The sequence below is a fragment of the Heliobacterium mobile genome, from assembly GCF_009720735.1.
GTDB classification, from domain to species: domain Bacteria; phylum Bacillota; class Desulfitobacteriia; order Heliobacteriales; family Heliobacteriaceae; genus Heliobacterium; species Heliobacterium mobile.
Genome location: NZ_WNKU01000013.1, coordinates 74,810 through 91,220, shown reverse-complemented (window position 1 = coordinate 91,220; position 16,411 = coordinate 74,810). Strand labels below are relative to the sequence as shown.

Annotated in this window: 17 protein-coding genes; all 17 read left to right on the top strand. The window is 51.3% G+C overall.

The window, feature by feature from the left end:
- The first annotated feature begins 223 nt into the window (after positions 1-223).
- Genes GJ688_RS11975 through GJ688_RS11895 form a run of 17 tightly spaced genes read left to right on the top strand, consistent with a single transcriptional unit; the run spans position 224 to position 16,399 of the window.
- Positions 224-1,549 carry a UDP-glucose dehydrogenase family protein gene (locus tag GJ688_RS11975; protein WP_155476790.1) on the top strand — a complete coding sequence of 442 codons (1,326 nt, stop codon included), beginning with the start codon at positions 224-226 and terminating at the stop codon, positions 1,547-1,549.
- A gap of 12 nt (positions 1,550-1,561) precedes the next feature.
- The gene (locus tag GJ688_RS11970) at positions 1,562-2,125 is read left to right on the top strand and encodes a D-glycero-alpha-D-manno-heptose-1,7-bisphosphate 7-phosphatase (RefSeq protein WP_155476789.1); all 564 of its coding nucleotides are present in this window, start codon (positions 1,562-1,564) and stop codon (positions 2,123-2,125) included.
- A 5-nt stretch (positions 2,126-2,130) separates the two neighbouring features.
- A complete protein-coding gene (locus GJ688_RS11965) occupies positions 2,131-2,874 on the top strand; it encodes a nucleotidyltransferase family protein (RefSeq protein ID WP_155476788.1) in 744 nt (247 codons plus the stop codon).
- Complete coding sequence (locus GJ688_RS11960; RefSeq protein WP_207708806.1) at positions 2,852-3,454, top strand: D-sedoheptulose-7-phosphate isomerase; 603 nt, start codon at positions 2,852-2,854, stop codon at positions 3,452-3,454. The genes GJ688_RS11965 and GJ688_RS11960 overlap by 23 nt, the downstream gene beginning before the upstream one ends.
- A complete protein-coding gene (locus GJ688_RS11955; RefSeq protein ID WP_155476787.1) occupies positions 3,447-4,418 on the top strand; it encodes a thiamine pyrophosphate-dependent dehydrogenase E1 component subunit alpha in 972 nt (323 codons plus the stop codon). Before GJ688_RS11960 ends, GJ688_RS11955 begins: the two co-directional genes overlap by 8 nt.
- Entirely contained in the window at positions 4,415-5,458 is a 1,044-nt protein-coding gene (locus GJ688_RS11950) for an alpha-ketoacid dehydrogenase subunit beta (protein ID WP_155476786.1), read from the top strand. The genes GJ688_RS11955 and GJ688_RS11950 overlap by 4 nt, the downstream gene beginning before the upstream one ends.
- A 13-nt stretch (positions 5,459-5,471) precedes the next feature.
- Positions 5,472-6,221 (top strand): class I SAM-dependent methyltransferase, encoded by a 750-nt coding sequence (locus tag GJ688_RS11945; RefSeq protein ID WP_155476785.1) that lies wholly within the window; start codon positions 5,472-5,474, stop codon positions 6,219-6,221.
- 1 nt (position 6,222) lies between these two features.
- Positions 6,223-7,038 carry a transketolase gene (locus GJ688_RS11940; protein WP_155476784.1) on the top strand — a complete coding sequence of 272 codons (816 nt, stop codon included), beginning with the start codon at positions 6,223-6,225 and terminating at the stop codon, positions 7,036-7,038.
- Positions 7,026-7,994: a transketolase family protein gene (locus GJ688_RS11935; RefSeq protein WP_155476783.1), complete on the top strand. Its 969-nt coding sequence runs from the start codon at positions 7,026-7,028 to the stop codon at positions 7,992-7,994. Before GJ688_RS11940 ends, GJ688_RS11935 begins: the two co-directional genes overlap by 13 nt.
- A gap of 14 nt (positions 7,995-8,008) precedes the next feature.
- Positions 8,009-8,974 carry an NAD-dependent epimerase/dehydratase family protein gene (locus tag GJ688_RS11930; protein WP_155476782.1) on the top strand — a complete coding sequence of 322 codons (966 nt, stop codon included), beginning with the start codon at positions 8,009-8,011 and terminating at the stop codon, positions 8,972-8,974.
- Between the two features lie 15 nt (positions 8,975-8,989).
- Complete coding sequence (locus GJ688_RS11925) at positions 8,990-9,433, top strand: hypothetical protein (protein WP_155476781.1); 444 nt, start codon at positions 8,990-8,992, stop codon at positions 9,431-9,433.
- Positions 9,434-9,487: 54 nt separating this feature from the next.
- Positions 9,488-11,368, top strand: coding sequence for a B12-binding domain-containing radical SAM protein (locus GJ688_RS11920; protein ID WP_155476780.1), 1,881 nt, complete (start codon positions 9,488-9,490; stop codon positions 11,366-11,368).
- 14 nt (positions 11,369-11,382) lie between these two features.
- Entirely contained in the window at positions 11,383-12,498 is a 1,116-nt protein-coding gene (locus GJ688_RS11915; protein ID WP_155476779.1) for an aldo/keto reductase, read from the top strand.
- Positions 12,499-12,536: 38 nt separating this feature from the next.
- Positions 12,537-13,658 carry an aldo/keto reductase gene (locus GJ688_RS11910; protein WP_170291921.1) on the top strand — a complete coding sequence of 374 codons (1,122 nt, stop codon included), beginning with the start codon at positions 12,537-12,539 and terminating at the stop codon, positions 13,656-13,658.
- A gap of 24 nt (positions 13,659-13,682) precedes the next feature.
- On the top strand, positions 13,683-14,435 hold the full coding sequence (locus GJ688_RS11905; RefSeq protein WP_155476777.1) for a crotonobetainyl-CoA--carnitine CoA-transferase: 753 nt from the start codon (positions 13,683-13,685) through the stop codon (positions 14,433-14,435).
- A 24-nt stretch (positions 14,436-14,459) separates the two neighbouring features.
- Positions 14,460-15,404 (top strand): class I SAM-dependent methyltransferase, encoded by a 945-nt coding sequence (locus tag GJ688_RS11900; RefSeq protein ID WP_155476776.1) that lies wholly within the window; start codon positions 14,460-14,462, stop codon positions 15,402-15,404.
- An 11-nt stretch (positions 15,405-15,415) separates the two neighbouring features.
- Positions 15,416-16,399, top strand: a complete 984-nt coding sequence (locus tag GJ688_RS11895) for an NAD-dependent epimerase/dehydratase family protein (RefSeq protein ID WP_155476775.1) — start codon at positions 15,416-15,418, stop codon at positions 16,397-16,399.
- The last annotated feature ends 12 nt before the right edge of the window (positions 16,400-16,411 follow it).

Here is a 16,411-nt window from a genome sequence, read left to right as displayed (position 1 = left end):
AATGATTTGGAATGGGCGGTGGCTCTTCAACAACTTTGGTCGATTATTGATGATGTCGTTAAAAACTGCAACAAGAAATTAGCCGCTTTGATTAAAAGTCAACTCCAGAAATGGATTGGCTCTTTACCCAACTATATCAAGGTTTACTTGCCTATTTCTGTGTGCGAAACTTGAGTCAATAAAAATTAATTAAGTAAATTTTTATTTCTTGTGAAAGGACTGAATGTTGTTGGAAATTTCTGTAATTGGCTTGGGGAAGCTGGGACTGTGCACAGCTGCTTGTTTTGCGTCAAAAGGGCATCAGGTTTATGGATATGATATGAACCAATTTATCAGAGAATATTTGTTAGAACGAAAATGTCCAATTAATGAAACGGGCCTTTCGGATTTACTTAATAAATGTTGGGATAATCTGCATATTGCGACTGATGTAGAAGAAGCCATAATGAATTCCGATGTTACGTTGATCATTGTGCCGACGCCGAGTGACCCTAGCGGTAGATTTGTGAACGATTACGTAATCCGGGTCCTTGAATCAATCGGTCCGGTTCTCGCCAAAAAACAAAGCTACCACGTGGTTGATGTGGTTTCCACCGTTATGCCTGGTTCTTCCGAAAACCAATTCAAGGTTCTGTTGGAACGCCTGTCAGGGAGGACCTGCGGCAAAGATTTCGGATTGGTCTACAATCCTGAATTCATTGCTTTGGGTTCGGTAATCCATGATTTTCTTCACCCTGATCTGGTGTTGATCGGTGCTTCTGACGACTTAGCGGGAAATAAGGTCAAAGATCTGTATCTCTCTATGGTCAATAGCCAGCCGAAAGTGGCCGTCATGTCGCTTCTAAACGCGGAGATCACAAAACTTAGCCTCAATTGCTATGTGACGATGAAGATTAGTTTTGCCAATGAACTGGCGTCGATTTGTGAGCAAATCCCGGGTGCGGACGTAGATGCCATTACGTCGGCGATCGGTTCCGATAGTCGGGTCGGCTCGAAATACCTAAAAGCAGGGTTGGGTTTCGGTGGCCCCTGTTTCCCTCGTGACAATATCGCCTTTCAAGCCTTTGCTCGGGAAGCCGGAGCTCAGGCGCGGATCGGTGCGCAGGTGGTCGCCATCAATGACGACGTGGTTAATCGCCTCTTCGCGCAGGTACAGCGCCATGTGAAGGCAGGTGGACGTGTCGCGCTGCTCGGTCTGGCTTATAAGCCGGGAACCCATATCGTCGAGGAATCGGACGCCCTAGCTCTAACGGAAAAGCTGGTAGAAGCTGGTTATGACGTCTCGCTGCACGATCCCGTCGCCATCGGGGAAGCGAAAAAGTCTTTAGGCGAGAAGGCGAGTTTCTTCGCAGACCCCTATCAGGCGGCGGCAGGCGCCGACGCCGTTCTATGGATGACGAACTGGAGCGAATACGCCGAAATCGACTGGGTGAAGGTTGCCCAGGCGGCTCAACCGCAGGCTTTGCTCGTCGATTCCTGGCGCAACGTTACGGATGAAGAGGTTCGAAAGCTGTTCCGCTACAAAGCACTGGGGTTGGGTATCGAATAGGAGATATAAAGTATGGCTCCTCTCCGCCCCGGCGTTTTCATCGACCGCGATGGGACGCTGAATGTGGAAAAAAACTACCTCTACCGTCCCGAGGACTGGGAATGGACGCCTCAGGCGGTGGAGGCGATCAAGGGGTTAAATCGCTTACAGATGCCTGTCATCGTCGTGACCAACCAGGCGGGCATCGCGCGGAAATTATATACCGATCTTGATGTCCTGCGGCTGCATCGGTATGTGGCCGATCTTGCCGCAATGCAGGGGGCTGCCATTGACGGCTTTTACTACTGCCCCCATCATCCAGACTATGATGAGAAATGTTGTGACTGCCGCAAACCGAAGCCAGGTCTCTTGCTACAAGCGGCGAAGGAATGGCGGATCGATCCGACCCGTTCATTCATGATCGGAGATAAGGTGATCGACATCGAGGCGGGAATCGCTGCAGGCGTCACCCCGATCTTGGTGAGGACAGGTTATGGCAGCGAAGAGCAGCGCAAGCTGCCTCCCCATATCGCTGTTGTGGAAAATCTGTTGGAGGCCTACCGACTGATCGCGAATCGGATTGATTGCGGGAAGTGAGAAGTATGCACGCTGTCGTCTTGGCGGGGGGATTCGGAACGCGGCTCCGGTCGGTGGTTAACGATGTGCCCAAACCGATGGCACCCATCCACAGTAAGCCCTTTCTGGACTACATCCTAGGTCAACTGAAAAAGAACGGGATCAAATCATATACCTTCTGTCTCCATTATATGGCGGATGCTATTCAGTCCTATTATACCGATGGGCGCGTTGCCGATGTGGAGATCGATTACAGCCTGGAAGCGAGTCCGCTCGGTACTGGCGGCGCCATTGGTTTATTGCGGGACAGGCTGAGAGACACCTTTTGCGTCGTCAATGCCGATACATACCTAGAGTTGAACGTCCGGGAGATGATTCAACGGCACAGGCAACAGGGAGCGACAGCCTCAATCGCCCTGTTCAACATGCCCGATCCGCAGCGTTATGGCCGTTTAGCCCTGGATCGGGAGGGGCGAATCGTTCAGTTCAATGAGAAATCAGGGTCTAAAGACGTCTATTTCGGTGACGCCCTCAGCGATGCAAGCCCCATCAACGCGGGGCTGTACCTGCTGGAACCGGAGATTTTTGAATATATCCCCAGGGATCAAGTGTTTTCGTTAGAGAAAGACCTCTTTCCCCAACTGTTGGAGGACAAAAAGGTGATCCTCGGTTACGACGGCGTCGAGAATTTCTTCGATATCGGCGTTCCCGAGGATCTGAGCAAGTTTAGAGATTGGGTGATGGAGAGTGAACGGGGAGCATTGGGTTGATCGTCACATCAACGGGCAGCTTGATGAGACCATGAAAGCCGTGGAAAGCCTGCGGTCGCAGCGCGATCAGATCCAGTTAATCGCGCAAACCATGGTCCGCGTCTTCCAAAGGGGAGGGGTCGTCTACCTCTGCGGCAACGGGGGCAGCGCTTCTGACGCCCAGCATATCGCTGCGGAACTTATCGGCAAGCTCTCAATGAATCGGGTGCCCCTGCCTGCCATCGCATTGACGACGAACACATCCGTCATCACGGCCGTCGCCAATGACTTCAGCTTCGAAGATGTCTTTGTCCGCCAGGTTCAGGCGCTGGTGACGGAGAGAGATATGCTCGTCGGCATCAGCACAAGCGGTGAATCGAGAAACGTGATCCAGGCGCTGGCGGAAGCCAGGCGAAAAGGGGCCGCCACGGCGGCCATGACAGGAAGCGGCGGAGAGATGGGCAAACATGCCGACATCGTCCTGTCCATACCGTCCCGCCTGACGCCACGCATTCAGGAAGCCCACATCACAGCCGGCCACATTATCTGCGATCTCGTTGAACAGATCATGTTTGCAAACAGGGGGACAGGAGATGAGTAAGATCGACAGAAAAGAACTCAATCTTCATCTATACAAACACCTCTACCTGGTCAGAAACGCCGAGGAAGCGATCCGCAAACACTACCATGAAGATGAGATGAAGACACCTGTGCACCTGTCCATCGGCAGCGAGGCTATCTCCGTGGGGGTATGCCAGGCGATGCAACCGCAGGATCAGGCATTGGCGACCTTTCGCAACCATGCTGTGTACTTGACGAAAACGGGAGAGACGGATCGGTTTTTCGCGGAACTCTACGGCAAGTCGACGGGGGTGGCGAAAGGCAAGTCCGGCTCCATGCACCTATCAGCCATGGACAACGGCATGATCTGCGCGACGGCGATCGTGGCCAGCGGGATCCCCGTCGCCGTCGGCGCCGCCCTGGCCAACAAGATGCAAAAAAACGGCAAGGTGGTTGCCGTTTTCTTCGGTGACGGCGCGACGGAAGAAGGGGTGTTCTGGGAGAGCCTGAACATCGCCTGTCTGATGAAGCTGCCGATCCTTTTTGTTTGCGAGGACAACGAACTGGCCGTCCATGCGCCCAATGAAGTTCGCAAGGGCTATCGCTCTTTGACGGCGATCGCTAGGCAATACCGTTGCCATGTGTTCTCTGACGATACGACAGACGTGGAAGCGATCTACCATCTGACCCAAGAAGCGCTGTATCAGATGGCCGAAACCGAAATGCCCTGCCTGATCGATTTGAAGTATTACCGCTATCTGGAGCATGTGGGCGTCAATGAGGATTTTAACGCCGGATACCGTTCCCGCGCCGATTATGAGCGGTGGTTGAAGCAAGATCCTGTCATCATTCAGCGTGAAAAACTGCTATCCCTCGGTTGCAGCGAGTCGGAGATTCGCGAGCTGGAACGGTTGATCGATGGGCAGATCGAAAGCAGCCTTGCCTATGCAAAGTCGGCGCCCTTCCCGGAACCAAATCAATTGCATGAGGATGTGTATGCATGAGCAGATCGATCACCTACCGTGACGCCATCAACGAAGCCATCCTTCAGGAAATGAAGCGCGATGAGCGCGTTTTTGTATATGGAATCGATGTAGCCGATCACAAACGGATCTTCGGCTCCACGCGGGGACTTGTCGAAACATTCGGTCCGGAACGCTGCTTCAGCACGCCATTGTCAGAAGACGCCTTGACCGGCATGGCACTGGGCGCCGCCGTGAACGGTCTGCGGCCCATCCTCGTCCACATGCGCGTCGACTTTATGCTCTTAGGGATGAACCAGATCGCCAACATGATCTCCAGTTTTCGCTACGGCTCAGGCGGTCTCGTCAACGTTCCCCTCGTGATCCGGGCGGTCATCGGCAGAGGCTGGGGCCAGTCCTATCAGCATAGCAAGACGATGCACGCCTCCTTCGCCCATATTCCAGGCATCAAGGTCGTCATGCCGGCTACCCCCTATGATGCCAAGGGGATGCTGATTTCGGCCATCCGTGATGACAACCCCGTCATCTTTATCGAACACCGCTGGCTCTATGACGCCTATGGAGAAGTGCCGGAAGAACCCTACACAGAGCCCCTTTCCCAGGCGAAGGTGCTCCGCAGCGGCAAGGACATCACCATCGTGGCCACCTCATGGATGAACGTGGAGGCCGTCAAGGCGGCTGAGGTGCTGAGCAAAGCTGGCATCAGTGCTGAGGTGATCGACGCGCGCTCAATCTCCCCCTTTGACGAGACAGTGATCGTCGATTCCGTGAAAAAGACAGGCCATTGCATCGTCATCGACGATGACTGGATCCACTGTGGCTTTGGCGCCGAAGTGGCCGCCAGGGTATCGGAGCAGTGTTTCGGAAATCTGAAATCGCCGGTGGAACGGATGGGGTATGCGGCGACGCCCTGCCCCTGCGCGCGGCCGCTAGAGAATCTCTTCTACCCCAACGCCGTATCGCTGATCAAGAAGATAGAGAATAAGTTTGACTTGGAGCCGATCGACCTGACGGGCGAAGACTTCTATAGTTACGAGAAGAAATTCAGAGGCCCTTTTTAAGGAGGACATTCCAATGATCAAAAAAGGCTATGAATCATCGAAAGATGATAGAGCGCTGAGAAGAAGATTCTTTGAACTGTATAAAGATTGTCCGATTCCTGAAGATGAAGTGCTGTCCAATCTCGGACTTTTTATTGCGCGACAAAAGCTTGCGCGAATCATGCTGATGAATGATCTGTATAAAATGATCGTCCCCATTCCTGGGGTGGTCATGGAGTTTGGCTGTCGCTATGGACAAAACCTGGCGCTGTTTTCCAATTTTCGAGGCATGTATGAACCCTTCAATCATAGCCGGAAGATCATCGGTTTTGACACTTTTGAGGGATTTCCGCACGTTGATGAAAAAGACGGTAACGCCGAAATAGCGCAGCAGGGTTTTTATTCTGTTCCGAAGGGGTATGAACAGTACCTGCACGAAGTGATGGATTACCACGAGAAAGAGGCGCCCTTAGCACATATTAAGAAATTTGAACTTGTAAAAGGCGACTGCTCACAGACCGTAGAAAAATATCTGAACGACAACCCGGAGACTGTCGTCGCTTTGGCTTACTTTGATTTGGATTTGTACCGTCCCACAAAAGATTGCCTCAGCGCGATTCAAAAACACCTGATCAAAGGCAGTGTCCTCGCCTTTGACGATGTGAACCTGCATGACTTCCCGGGGGAGACCATCGCCATACAAGAGTTTTTCGGTTTAAACAGCTGCCGACTGCTGAGAAGTCCCTACAGCGGCGCTTTCCAAACCTATATGGTGGTGGAATAGTATGATTCACCTGGAGAAAAAAGCGAACTGGGTGAGGAATCAAGTCCTGGAGATGACCGCTTCCGCCAAAAAAGGACATATCGGCGGTGCCTTTTCTGCTATCGATGTGTTGGTTGCATTGTATTACGGCGGTTTTTTGCGGTTCAATCCGTCAGAGCCCGCATGGGAAGACCGTGACAGATTCATCTTGAGCAAGGGGCACTCCACATTAGCGCTGTATGTGATTCTGGCCGACTTAGGGTTTACGAGTTGGGATGCATTCAAAACGTATGGGCAAAACGGTTCGTTCTTGGGCGCGCACCCTGATCACGCGATCCCCGGCATTGAGGTCGATTCCGGCTCGTTGGGAAACGGTCTCGGCATGGGGGCCGGCATGGCGCTGGCGGCGAAGATGGATCAGAAACCAGTCAGAACGGTTGTGCTCCTTGGCGACGGAGAGTGTTACGAAGGTGCCATCTGGGAAGCGGTCATGTTCGCCGGCCACCATGGATTGAACAACCTGATCGCCATTGTCGATCGCAACGGGCAATGTGTTACTGACTATACGGAAGACTGCAATCGCCTGGAACCCTTTACCGCCAAATGGGAAGCCTGCGGGTGGGAGGTTCTATCCATCGATGGACACTCCTTCGCCGAGATCGGGCAGGCCCTGGATCACGGGCGCAATCGTTCCACCCAACGGCCTCTTCTGATCAATGCGAAGACGATCAAAGGCAAAGGCGTTTCGTTTATGGAAGGCGCCCTGGAATGGCACCATTCCGTCCCCAACGGTGAGAAATTGGTGAGGGCGAGAAGGGAACTGACATGGACAGAATGATTGACTTTGAATCTGTACATATATCGGAAGATATTCGCGATGCCTTCTTCGATCAATTGCACAGGATTGCCGAGAAAGACGCTCGGGTAATGTTGTTGACTGCCGATATGAGCGCTTTCAGCCTGGAGAGGTATAAACGCGAACTGCCTCAGCAGTACGTGAATGTGGGGATCGCGGAACAGAACCTCATCAATATCGCGGCCGGCTTAGCCAAGATGGGAAAAAAGGTGTTTGTGTACGGGATTGCGCCTTTTGTCACAATGCGATGCTATGAGCAAATCAAAATTGTGACAGAGATGAACCTGGATATCCACATCATCGGGGCGGGCGCCGGATTGTCCTACGGGAGTGACGGATACACCCATCACGCGGTTCAGGATATCGGCATCATGCGCCTGCTGAGAGGATTGCGAATCTACAACCCCTCTGACAGCGTCAGTTCAGCCGCTGCCGCCTACGCCGCCTATTATGGACATGGCCCCTCTTATACGCGCATCGATAAAGGCAGGTTTCCTTTGATCCACGGCAGCGCCGTTTGGGAGCGCTTAATCCAAAAGGGTGTTGTTTCTATTAATGAGGGAACCGATGTTACCCTGCTGTCGACAGGTTTTATGGTCCAGCAGGCTCTGGCGATCACAGAAGCATTGGCCGCCCAGTCGATTCAAGCCGGGCTGATCGATGTGTTTCAGTTGAATCCCCTTTGTGCCGAAGAATTGAACAGTGCGATCGGAAACAGCAAAAAACTGGTCACCATCGAAGAACATGAACGAGCCGGGGGCTTAGGGACGATGGTCAGTGAGTGGCTCGTCGATCAAAGGCGCATGACGCCGTTGAAACGAGTGGCCATCGATGCCCAGCCACAGGGATATGGCGATCGTCCATGGCTACATCAAATGCTCGGGTTGGATACAGCGTCGCTCACCCGAAAGATTATGGAGTTTCTCAATGTTAAGTAATGGGGTGACAGTGGGTGTACAGAGGTAAAAAAGTGCTCGTCGCAGGCGGAACCGGAACCATTGGCATTCCCCTCGTCAAGAAACTGCTTGAACTTGGCGCAGATGTTTCTGTCGCCTCTTTGGATAGCCCGGAGTATGCGAGGACGGTCTTGGGGCGGGATGTTCAATTCATCCGGGCCGATTTGACCGACTTCAATGAGTGTCTACGCGTCAACGACCGGCAGGAGTATGTCTTTAACCTGGTGGGAATCAAAGGCTCAGTGGGAATCGGCGAAACCAAGGTCGCCTCTTACTTTGTCAACATGCTGTGGTTTCAGACGAATCTGATGGAAGCGGCCTTCCGGTCGGGCGTGCAACGGTTTCTCTTCGTGAGCAGCATCTGTGGATACCCGCAGTCCGATTTTCACGAAGAGGGCAATATGTGGAATGGCCTACCCAAGCAAAATGACCGGTTCCCCGGCATCGCCAAAAGGGTGGGCGAAGTCCAGGGTGAAACGTATCTGCATCAATACGGCTGGGATGCTGTTCGGATCGTCCGTCCGGGCAATGTATACGGACCCTTTGATGACTTTAATCCCGCTACAGCGCAAGTGATTCCGGCTTTGATTCGACGGATGATCGATGGAGAAAATCCGGTGCGGGTGTGGGGAGACGGATCGGCTGTACGGGATTTTATCTTCTCGGAAGAGGTCGCCCACTGGCTGCTGGTGGCCTTGGAAAAAGCGCCGCCCTGCGTTCCGATTAACCTTGGCAGCGGAAAAGGGACGACCATCCGCCAGGTGGCGGAGACGATCGCCGCCAGTCTGCCTGCTCCGCCGCAGATCGAGTGGGACCTGAGCAAACCCGTCGGCGATCCCGTCCGGCTATTGTCGGTGGAACGGGCGAAGCAATTGTTAGGTTTTGAACCGATGGTCTCACTCGAAGAAGGCATCGGGCGGACCATCGACTGGTATCAGGCAAATCAGTCATTGATCAAATGATGAGAGGTGTTCTCTGTGGAGAAGAATGGCGGCGAATGGAAAAAGTCAGCGGAGAGGGCTTTTCTCCCATCTATCGCAGACCTCATTGATATCTTGACTATTGATCAGATCAAAGAGGTGCTGTTGACGGACAAAAAATCGATTTATGCGGAAGAAATGAAAAAGTTGGAGCATGACATCGATCTGATTATCGAAGAAAACAAGGTGCAACTATCTGCGAGAAAAATCAGGATGATCATCGTCCTGGCTCAAATGAATCTACATATTTGGAAATGCAAAGACAAGATGCAGGAAGAGTCGGAACGGTATGCGGAATACCTCACGCTAGCCCATCAACTGAACGGGATCAGAAATCAAATCAAAAATATGCTATTGGATGAGTTTGGCGAAGCAAATAAGGCCTCGAAAAAAACAAACGACAACACTGACGATCTCGAAGGATGGTTGATCAGTATATAGGGGGGAGCAATTGACGCTGAATTCACGCAACTTTTAAACGGAGGATTATTTAAAATGAACGGGATGGGCAACAGGAGAAATAAAATCCTGATCATCGTTATTCGGTATATCCCTTTTAAGGAAAAATCCTATTACGAGTTTCCCCTTGGCTTGGCGTACATCTCCGCGTCATTAAAGCAAGCCGGATATGCTGTCGAAGTGCTGAACCTAAACCACCATGATGGAACCCAATCGGATTTGCTAAAAGAGCGCCTGGCGAATGGAGATATCGGCTATGTCATGACTGGGGGGTTGTCGGCCCACTACCGGGCGATTCAACGCATTATCGATGATGTGCGTGCGATTGATGAAGGCGTAAGGGTGATCATCGGCGGCGGCGTCATCTCGGCAAGTCCGGAATTGATGTTCCACACGCTTCGACCGGACTATATGGTGATCGGTGAGGGCGAAATCACCGTCGTCGAATTGCTCGATGCGCTCACAGGCGGGGCAGACGACATCCACCGGGTTAAGGGCATCGGTTATTCCGATTCTGCGGGCCGATTGATAATCACCCCAGCCCGGGAACCCATCATGGACTTGGACAGCATCCCTTTTCCCGATCTGGAGGGCTTTGAGTTCGAACGGTATCTGGATATGCAACGTCCCAATGACAGTCTATATCTGTATATTGATGATAAACCCAGGTTCTATCCGATTATTTCAAGTCGGGGATGCCCCTATAACTGCACCTTTTGCTACCATCCCTCTGGAAGCAAGTATCGCAGCCGCTCGATCGACAACTTTATGGCTGAAGTAAAGTTTGTCACGGAACGATACGGCGTGAATAACCTAGCCATATTCGACGAGTTGATTTCGGCCGACCGTGAACGGCTCGTTGAAATCTGCAGACGATTGAAAGAGCTGCCGAAGCAAGTCCATTGGATCTGCCAGTTGCGAGTCGACGAAGTCGATCAAGAGTTGCTCTTCATGCTAAAAGACGCCGGATGTTTTTTAATCAGTTATGGTTTCGAAAGCGCCTGCAACGAAGTGTTGAAGAGCATGAGGAAGCATATCACGGTCGAACAGATCGAATCAGCGATGGAGATGACTCGCCAGGCCGGGATCGGCATTCAAGGGTATTTTATTTTCGGCGATCCTGCCGAGACGATGGAATCGGCGCGCAAGACATTGGAATTCTGGAAAAAGCATCATGATTATCATCTCACGCTTGGGTATATACGTCCCTTTCCCGGCTCCGTTCTTTGGAAAAAACAAGTCGAGAATAAGTCACTGGAAGAACAGTTGCACTTTCTAAATCAATGTATTGAAAATCCGCCCAACATGTCGAAAATGGACACTTATCAGTGGCAAGAGCTTCGCAAAGAGGTCTATAAGGCGCTCCTATCGAACGAACATTTTGGCACGGTGTTATCGTCAGAACGCATTGGAGAAAGGGGATACCGGATTCGCATTCAATGCCCTCATTGCAATCAAGAAGTGACATACGGAAATTTTCATCAAAGAATCTTGGGCGTATTTAAGTTGAACTGTCGTCATTGCAACCAGGCCATGAACATCAAGCCCCTGGCGTTTACCCATGTGCAAGAAGATTATCGGAGAAACAAGCAGGTCTTTAACAAGCTTGCGACGGGCGTTCCTGTTACGGTCACCCCGTGTATGGATGAAGGGGAGTTTGCGGCCCAAGCCGAGCTGTTGTTAGAAGGAATTGAGGTTGCCCATTACCTGGATATCAGTGAGAGCAAGGTGGGCATGGCCTATATGGGCAAAAAGATCGAAAAGCGCGACGCTGAAACCATCAACCGGTTGCAGGATAACTACTTTTTAATTCCGCTGACGCGATTCGCCGACCGGGTGTTTGCGCATCTAGTTTCATTGGGCGTCGAGCCGGAGAGGATCTGTCGTTTAGATGAGATTCATCCTAGACCTGTTTGAAATGAGGTTTCACTGTGTTCAGATGCATCGGGAACGACTGCGTATTTCCGATCGGCCAAGGGACAACGGGGACGGGACCCCTGGCCAACGCCAGCGATGAAGGGGACCGGGAACGGGCAGCCGTGCTCAGGCATGGCGTCGATCTGGGAATGAACTACATTGACACGGCTGAGTTATACGGCGGCGGACACGCCGAAATCGTTGTGGGCAAGGCGATCAGAGGCGTACGCGATCGCGTGTTCATCGCCTCGAAGTTCAACCCGGATCACCATCGGTTTTCGGATGTCATCAATGCGCTGGATGGAAGCCTGAAAAGACTGGGCACGGATTTTATTGATCTGTATCAGATTCACTGGCCTAACCCGCGCGTGCCGATTCAAGAGACGATGGAAGCCTTGCGCGTACTGGTTGCTCAAGGCAAGATACGGTATATCGGCGTGAGCAATTTCACGTTGCAAGAGTATGTGGAAGCGCAACGTGTTTTTGGCAGCGGAAAAATCGTCTCGAACCAAGTGGAGTATAATCTTGTGGAGCGATCCATTGAGGAAGCCTGGCTGCCCTACAGCCAAGCAAATCAGATCGCCACGCTCGCCTATAGTCCGCTGGATCAAGGAAGGAGCGGCTTTACCAGGACCCAACAACAACTGTTGCAGGAGATCGCGGAAGGCTATGATAAAACGGTGTTTCAGGTGATCCTGCGCTGGATTGTCGACCACGGTTCGGTGATCGCTATCGCCAAGTCTGCGAGCATGCATCATACCTCTCAGAACGCGGAAGCTGCCCAGTTTGACTTATCGACCGACGATATGGAGTCCATCGCGAAGGCTTTTCAGCGAAAAACGGATTGGGTGTTGCCGGCAGAGGTTCAGGTGAAGGCTGAAGGCAAACCGGTCTATGGGACGGTGGAAGAAGCGATGAAAAATCGGTTCGACTTGTTCCCAAGCCCGGAGATATTGGCCGAAAATATCGCGAAGTGGAAGATTCAAAAGCCGATTCGACTGATCCGAAACCCTGACCATGCCGGTCCGTTCCGATACATCCTCGTGGGCGAACATATTCGATATTGGGCTTGGGTCATCGCTTTTGGATGGGAGATTCCCATCCCCGCATACATCCAGGAAGTGGACTAAATTAGGACCGAAGACAAATAATGGGAGTGGCGCTAGGGATGATCTATAAACCACTGGGAAAGAGCGGCTGTCTTGTGCCGGCGTTGGGGCAGGGATGCATGGGGATCGGGGGATTTTTCTCCCAAGACATATCCGATGATGACCGTTATATCGGCGCGCTTCAGCGCGGATATGCCTTGGGAATGACCTTTGTCGATACGGCTGAGGTCTACGGCGACGGGCATTCGGAAGAGGTCATCGGAAAATCGGTGAAAGGCATCCGGGACTCGATCTTCATCGCTTCCAAGTTCTCACCGGAGAATAGTTCTTCCCGTGGCGTCATCGATGCCGCCGAGAGAAGCTTGCAGCGTCTGAGGACCGACTACATCGATCTATACCAGATCCACTGGCCGAACCCGTTGATCCCGCTCGAAGAAACACTGGGGGCCATGGTGAAACTAGTCCAAGAGGGAAAGGTCCGCTTCATCGGCGTATCCAATTTTTCGTTAAAAGAGTTAAAAGAGGCCCACGCGCTGTTGGGGGATAAACTCGTATCCATTCAAAATGAATACAACCTGTTTGATCGATCGATCGAGAGCACTGTACTTCCCTTTTGCGTTGAAAACGACATGACCATGATCGCCTATAGCCCCTTGGATCAAGGCAATCTCTCATCTCCTTCAAAGAAAGCGTGCCTTGAAGAGATTGCCCAACATCACGACGGAACGGTTGCCCAGGTCGTTCTCAACTGGTTGGTCGCTAAGAGAAATGTCGTTGCGATTCCGAAATCTTCCAATATCCATCATGTCGAAGAAAACGCCAAGGCGTTGGCCTTTCGCCTTTCCGATGCGGAAATCCGTTTGATCGATGATGCTTTTTCGGGTAATCAAAAGCGAATTCCGGTAAAAGAGATTCGTGTCGTGCAAGATGGACAGGGAAATCGAAAGGCCTATTGCACCTTGTCTGAGGCGATCGAAAATAAATTGGGCTTTGTTCCGAGTCCCGCTGACTTGGCCGAGGATATCGCTTCAGGGGAGCCAATTAAACCAGTGCGTGTCCGCAAGACCACCTCGACAGAGGGTGGATATGCCTACGATTTGCTGGAAGGGCGGATTCGATACTGGGCCTGGGTGATTGCAAATGGAGAGACATCGGCGATTCCTGTTTTGATTCGAGAATAATATGTAAGAACAGGTGATATTTTTATGAAGGATTACGGGATAAAGACATACACAAACACGGAAGAGGCGGAAGCGAGAGGTCAAATGGTGCAGATGTTGAAAAACTGCCCCATACCGGACGATCAATTGCTTTCCAATTTGGGTCTCTTTTTAAACTCAAAATCGCTTTCCAGAATCCTGTTTATGGATCATATTTACAAGCAGATCGTCGATGTACAGGGTGTCATCATCGAGTTTGGAACCCGCTGGGGACAGAACCTCGCCTTATTCTCAGCGTTGCGGGGCATTTACGAACCCTTCAATCGCCATCGCAAGATCATCGGCTTTGATACCTTTGAAGGCTTCCCCAGTATCTCCGATAAAGACGGCGTCTCCGACATGATGGTCGTCGGCGGACTGGCCTTGCCTGACAACTACGTGGATTATCTGGAAAATATCATTACCTTGCAGGAAAAGGACAATCCCCTGGCACACATCAAAAAGCATGATCTGCGAACGGGCGATGCGACTGAGGAGATCGAAAAGTATCTCAAGGATTGCCCGGAGACGATCATCGCGCTGGCCTACTTTGACTTTGATCTGTATGAGCCGACGAAAAAATGCCTCACTGCGATCAAGGATCGTTTAGTGAAAGGCAGTATCTTAGGTTTTGATGAGTTGAATGATCCGGACTCGCCCGGCGAAACACTGGCGCTCATGGAGGTCATGGGCCTGAACAATATTCGTCTCAAACGGTACCGCTACACGTCGAGAACGTCGTATTACATCGTTGAATAACCGAGATGTAAGGGGAGAATGTTGTTGCGCGAGGATTATACCTATGAACGGTCGGTAACGGCGAAAGATTTTGCAGATATCTTTGGGACGACGGAGGAGGATATCAATGCGAAATGCGGCGAGATGCTCCAACGGGATAATTTCCAATACGACACAGTGGAAGGGAAAGAGCGAGATCAGATCATTGTCAGCGTCCTGAAAGAGCTGGAAGGAAAGCCCTTCTCCGTATCCGGACAGGAGCGTCAAATCCAGTGGGAGAAGGGTTGGAGAGAAAATCTGGATGTGTTTTTACGATCAGGAGATATCCGCGATCTGACGCCGAAGTACATCAACAAACACCCCATTAAACGTCTCAAGCAAAATTATATTCGACCGAAAAGCGAAAACTACGAGCTCAATTATTTCAACTTATTCAAAACCTGGCTGTTTAAAACATATTTTCACAACGCATCTTCCATCTATGAATTCGGTTTTGGTCCGGGCCATAACCTGGCGACCCTCGCCGACATGTATCCGCAAGCCCGCCTCACCGGTTTCGACTGGGCCAAGTCCTCGATCGAGATTTTGGACGCCATCTCCCCTATGTATGGCGATCGTATTGCAGGGAAGCTGTTTAATATGTTTTCGCCCGACTTCGAGGTGGAGGTTGACAAACAGAGCGCCTTTTTGACGATCGGTTCGCTCGAACAGTTGGGCGATTCTTTTGAAAAGATACTGGACTTCTTTATCCGCAAGAAGCCCTCAATTTGTGTGAATGTGGAGCCGATAATAGAATTATATGATCCCGAGCATCTGCTGGACTGGCTTGCGATCAAATACCATCAAAAGCGCGGGTATTTAAATAATTACCTGACGAGACTTCGCGAGTTAGAGTCTCAAGGCGTCATTGAGATCTGTGAGACTCGGAGAATCCATTTCAGCAATCAGTATCATGAGGGTTCTTTAATCGTCTGGCGGCCAATCGGATAGGGGGATAACGTATGATCAGCGAAGAAGTCCTTCGCAGTTTTTCAGGAAAAAACGTGTTAGTCACCGGCGGAACCGGCCTCATTGGCCGGCAAGTGGTGGATATCTTATGTGAAGCCGGCGCTTATGTCACTATTGCCTCACTGGATAAGATCGCGGTGAATGATCAAGCGAAACATATCTACGGCGATTTGGCCGATTTTTCCTTCTGCAAGGAAATTACCAGCGATATGGATTTCGTCTTTCATATCGCTGGTATCAAAGGCTCCATTGAGGTAACGAAGTCAAAACCAGCCAGCTTTTTCGTGCCTTTGCTGATGATGAACACAAACCTGCTGGAGGCGAGCCGGTTAAATAAGGTCCAAAAACTCGTGTATACGAGTTCTATCGGCGCCTATGAGCAGGGTGAACGCTTTGTCGAAACCGATTCCTGTTCGGGTCCCCCGATGGATATGTTCCCTGGTTGGGCAAAACGCATGGCCGAGCTGCAGATCCAGGCCTATAAGATCCAATACGGACTCGATCATTTCGCCGTCGTCCGACCTTGCAACGTATACGGTCCTGGGGATAATTTTGATCCGGCCAACGCCATGGTCATCCCCTCTCTGCTGCACCGGATCTATCACAAGGAGGACCCGCTGCTCATCTGGGGAGACGGTAGCGCTGTCAGAGACTTTGCCTACAGCCGGGATGTGGCGGAAGGGACAATACTGGCGCTCTATCATGGGACGCCATCGGGGTATGTGAACCTGGGAAGCGGTCAGGAATACACGATCCGGCAAGTCATCGAGACGTTGCGTACCTTTTTAGACTTCAATTATGCCTTTGACACCAACAAACCGGTGGGCTTTTCCAAGCGAGTGATGGACATCACCCTGGCGAGAGAGACCATAGGGTATAACCCGACCACGTCATTGCTTGATGGTTTAAAACAAACATGGGATTGGTATGTAGAAAATACCGCCGAATATCAACGCAAGGTGAACTACTTTCGATAATTGTCAATGGAT

Bases quoted from the DNA above. Each gene is read 5' to 3' on its own strand.
- GJ688_RS11975 (WP_155476790.1), top strand. From the start codon at position 224: ATGTTGTTGGAAATTTCTGTAATTGGCTTGGGGAAGCTGGGACTGTGC.
- GJ688_RS11970 (WP_155476789.1), top strand. From the start codon at position 1,562: ATGGCTCCTCTCCGCCCCGGCGTTTTCATCGACCGCGATGGGACGCTG.
- GJ688_RS11965 (WP_155476788.1), top strand. From the start codon at position 2,131: ATGCACGCTGTCGTCTTGGCGGGGGGATTCGGAACGCGGCTCCGGTCG.
- GJ688_RS11955 (WP_155476787.1), top strand. From the start codon at position 3,447: ATGAGTAAGATCGACAGAAAAGAACTCAATCTTCATCTATACAAACAC.
- GJ688_RS11950 (WP_155476786.1), top strand. From the start codon at position 4,415: ATGAGCAGATCGATCACCTACCGTGACGCCATCAACGAAGCCATCCTT.
- GJ688_RS11945 (WP_155476785.1), top strand. From the start codon at position 5,472: ATGATCAAAAAAGGCTATGAATCATCGAAAGATGATAGAGCGCTGAGA.
- GJ688_RS11940 (WP_155476784.1), top strand. From the start codon at position 6,223: ATGATTCACCTGGAGAAAAAAGCGAACTGGGTGAGGAATCAAGTCCTG.
- GJ688_RS11935 (WP_155476783.1), top strand. From the start codon at position 7,026: ATGGACAGAATGATTGACTTTGAATCTGTACATATATCGGAAGATATT.
- GJ688_RS11920 (WP_155476780.1), top strand. From the start codon at position 9,488: ATGAACGGGATGGGCAACAGGAGAAATAAAATCCTGATCATCGTTATT.
- GJ688_RS11910 (WP_170291921.1), top strand. From the start codon at position 12,537: ATGATCTATAAACCACTGGGAAAGAGCGGCTGTCTTGTGCCGGCGTTG.
- GJ688_RS11905 (WP_155476777.1), top strand. From the start codon at position 13,683: ATGAAGGATTACGGGATAAAGACATACACAAACACGGAAGAGGCGGAA.
- GJ688_RS11895 (WP_155476775.1), top strand. From the start codon at position 15,416: ATGATCAGCGAAGAAGTCCTTCGCAGTTTTTCAGGAAAAAACGTGTTA.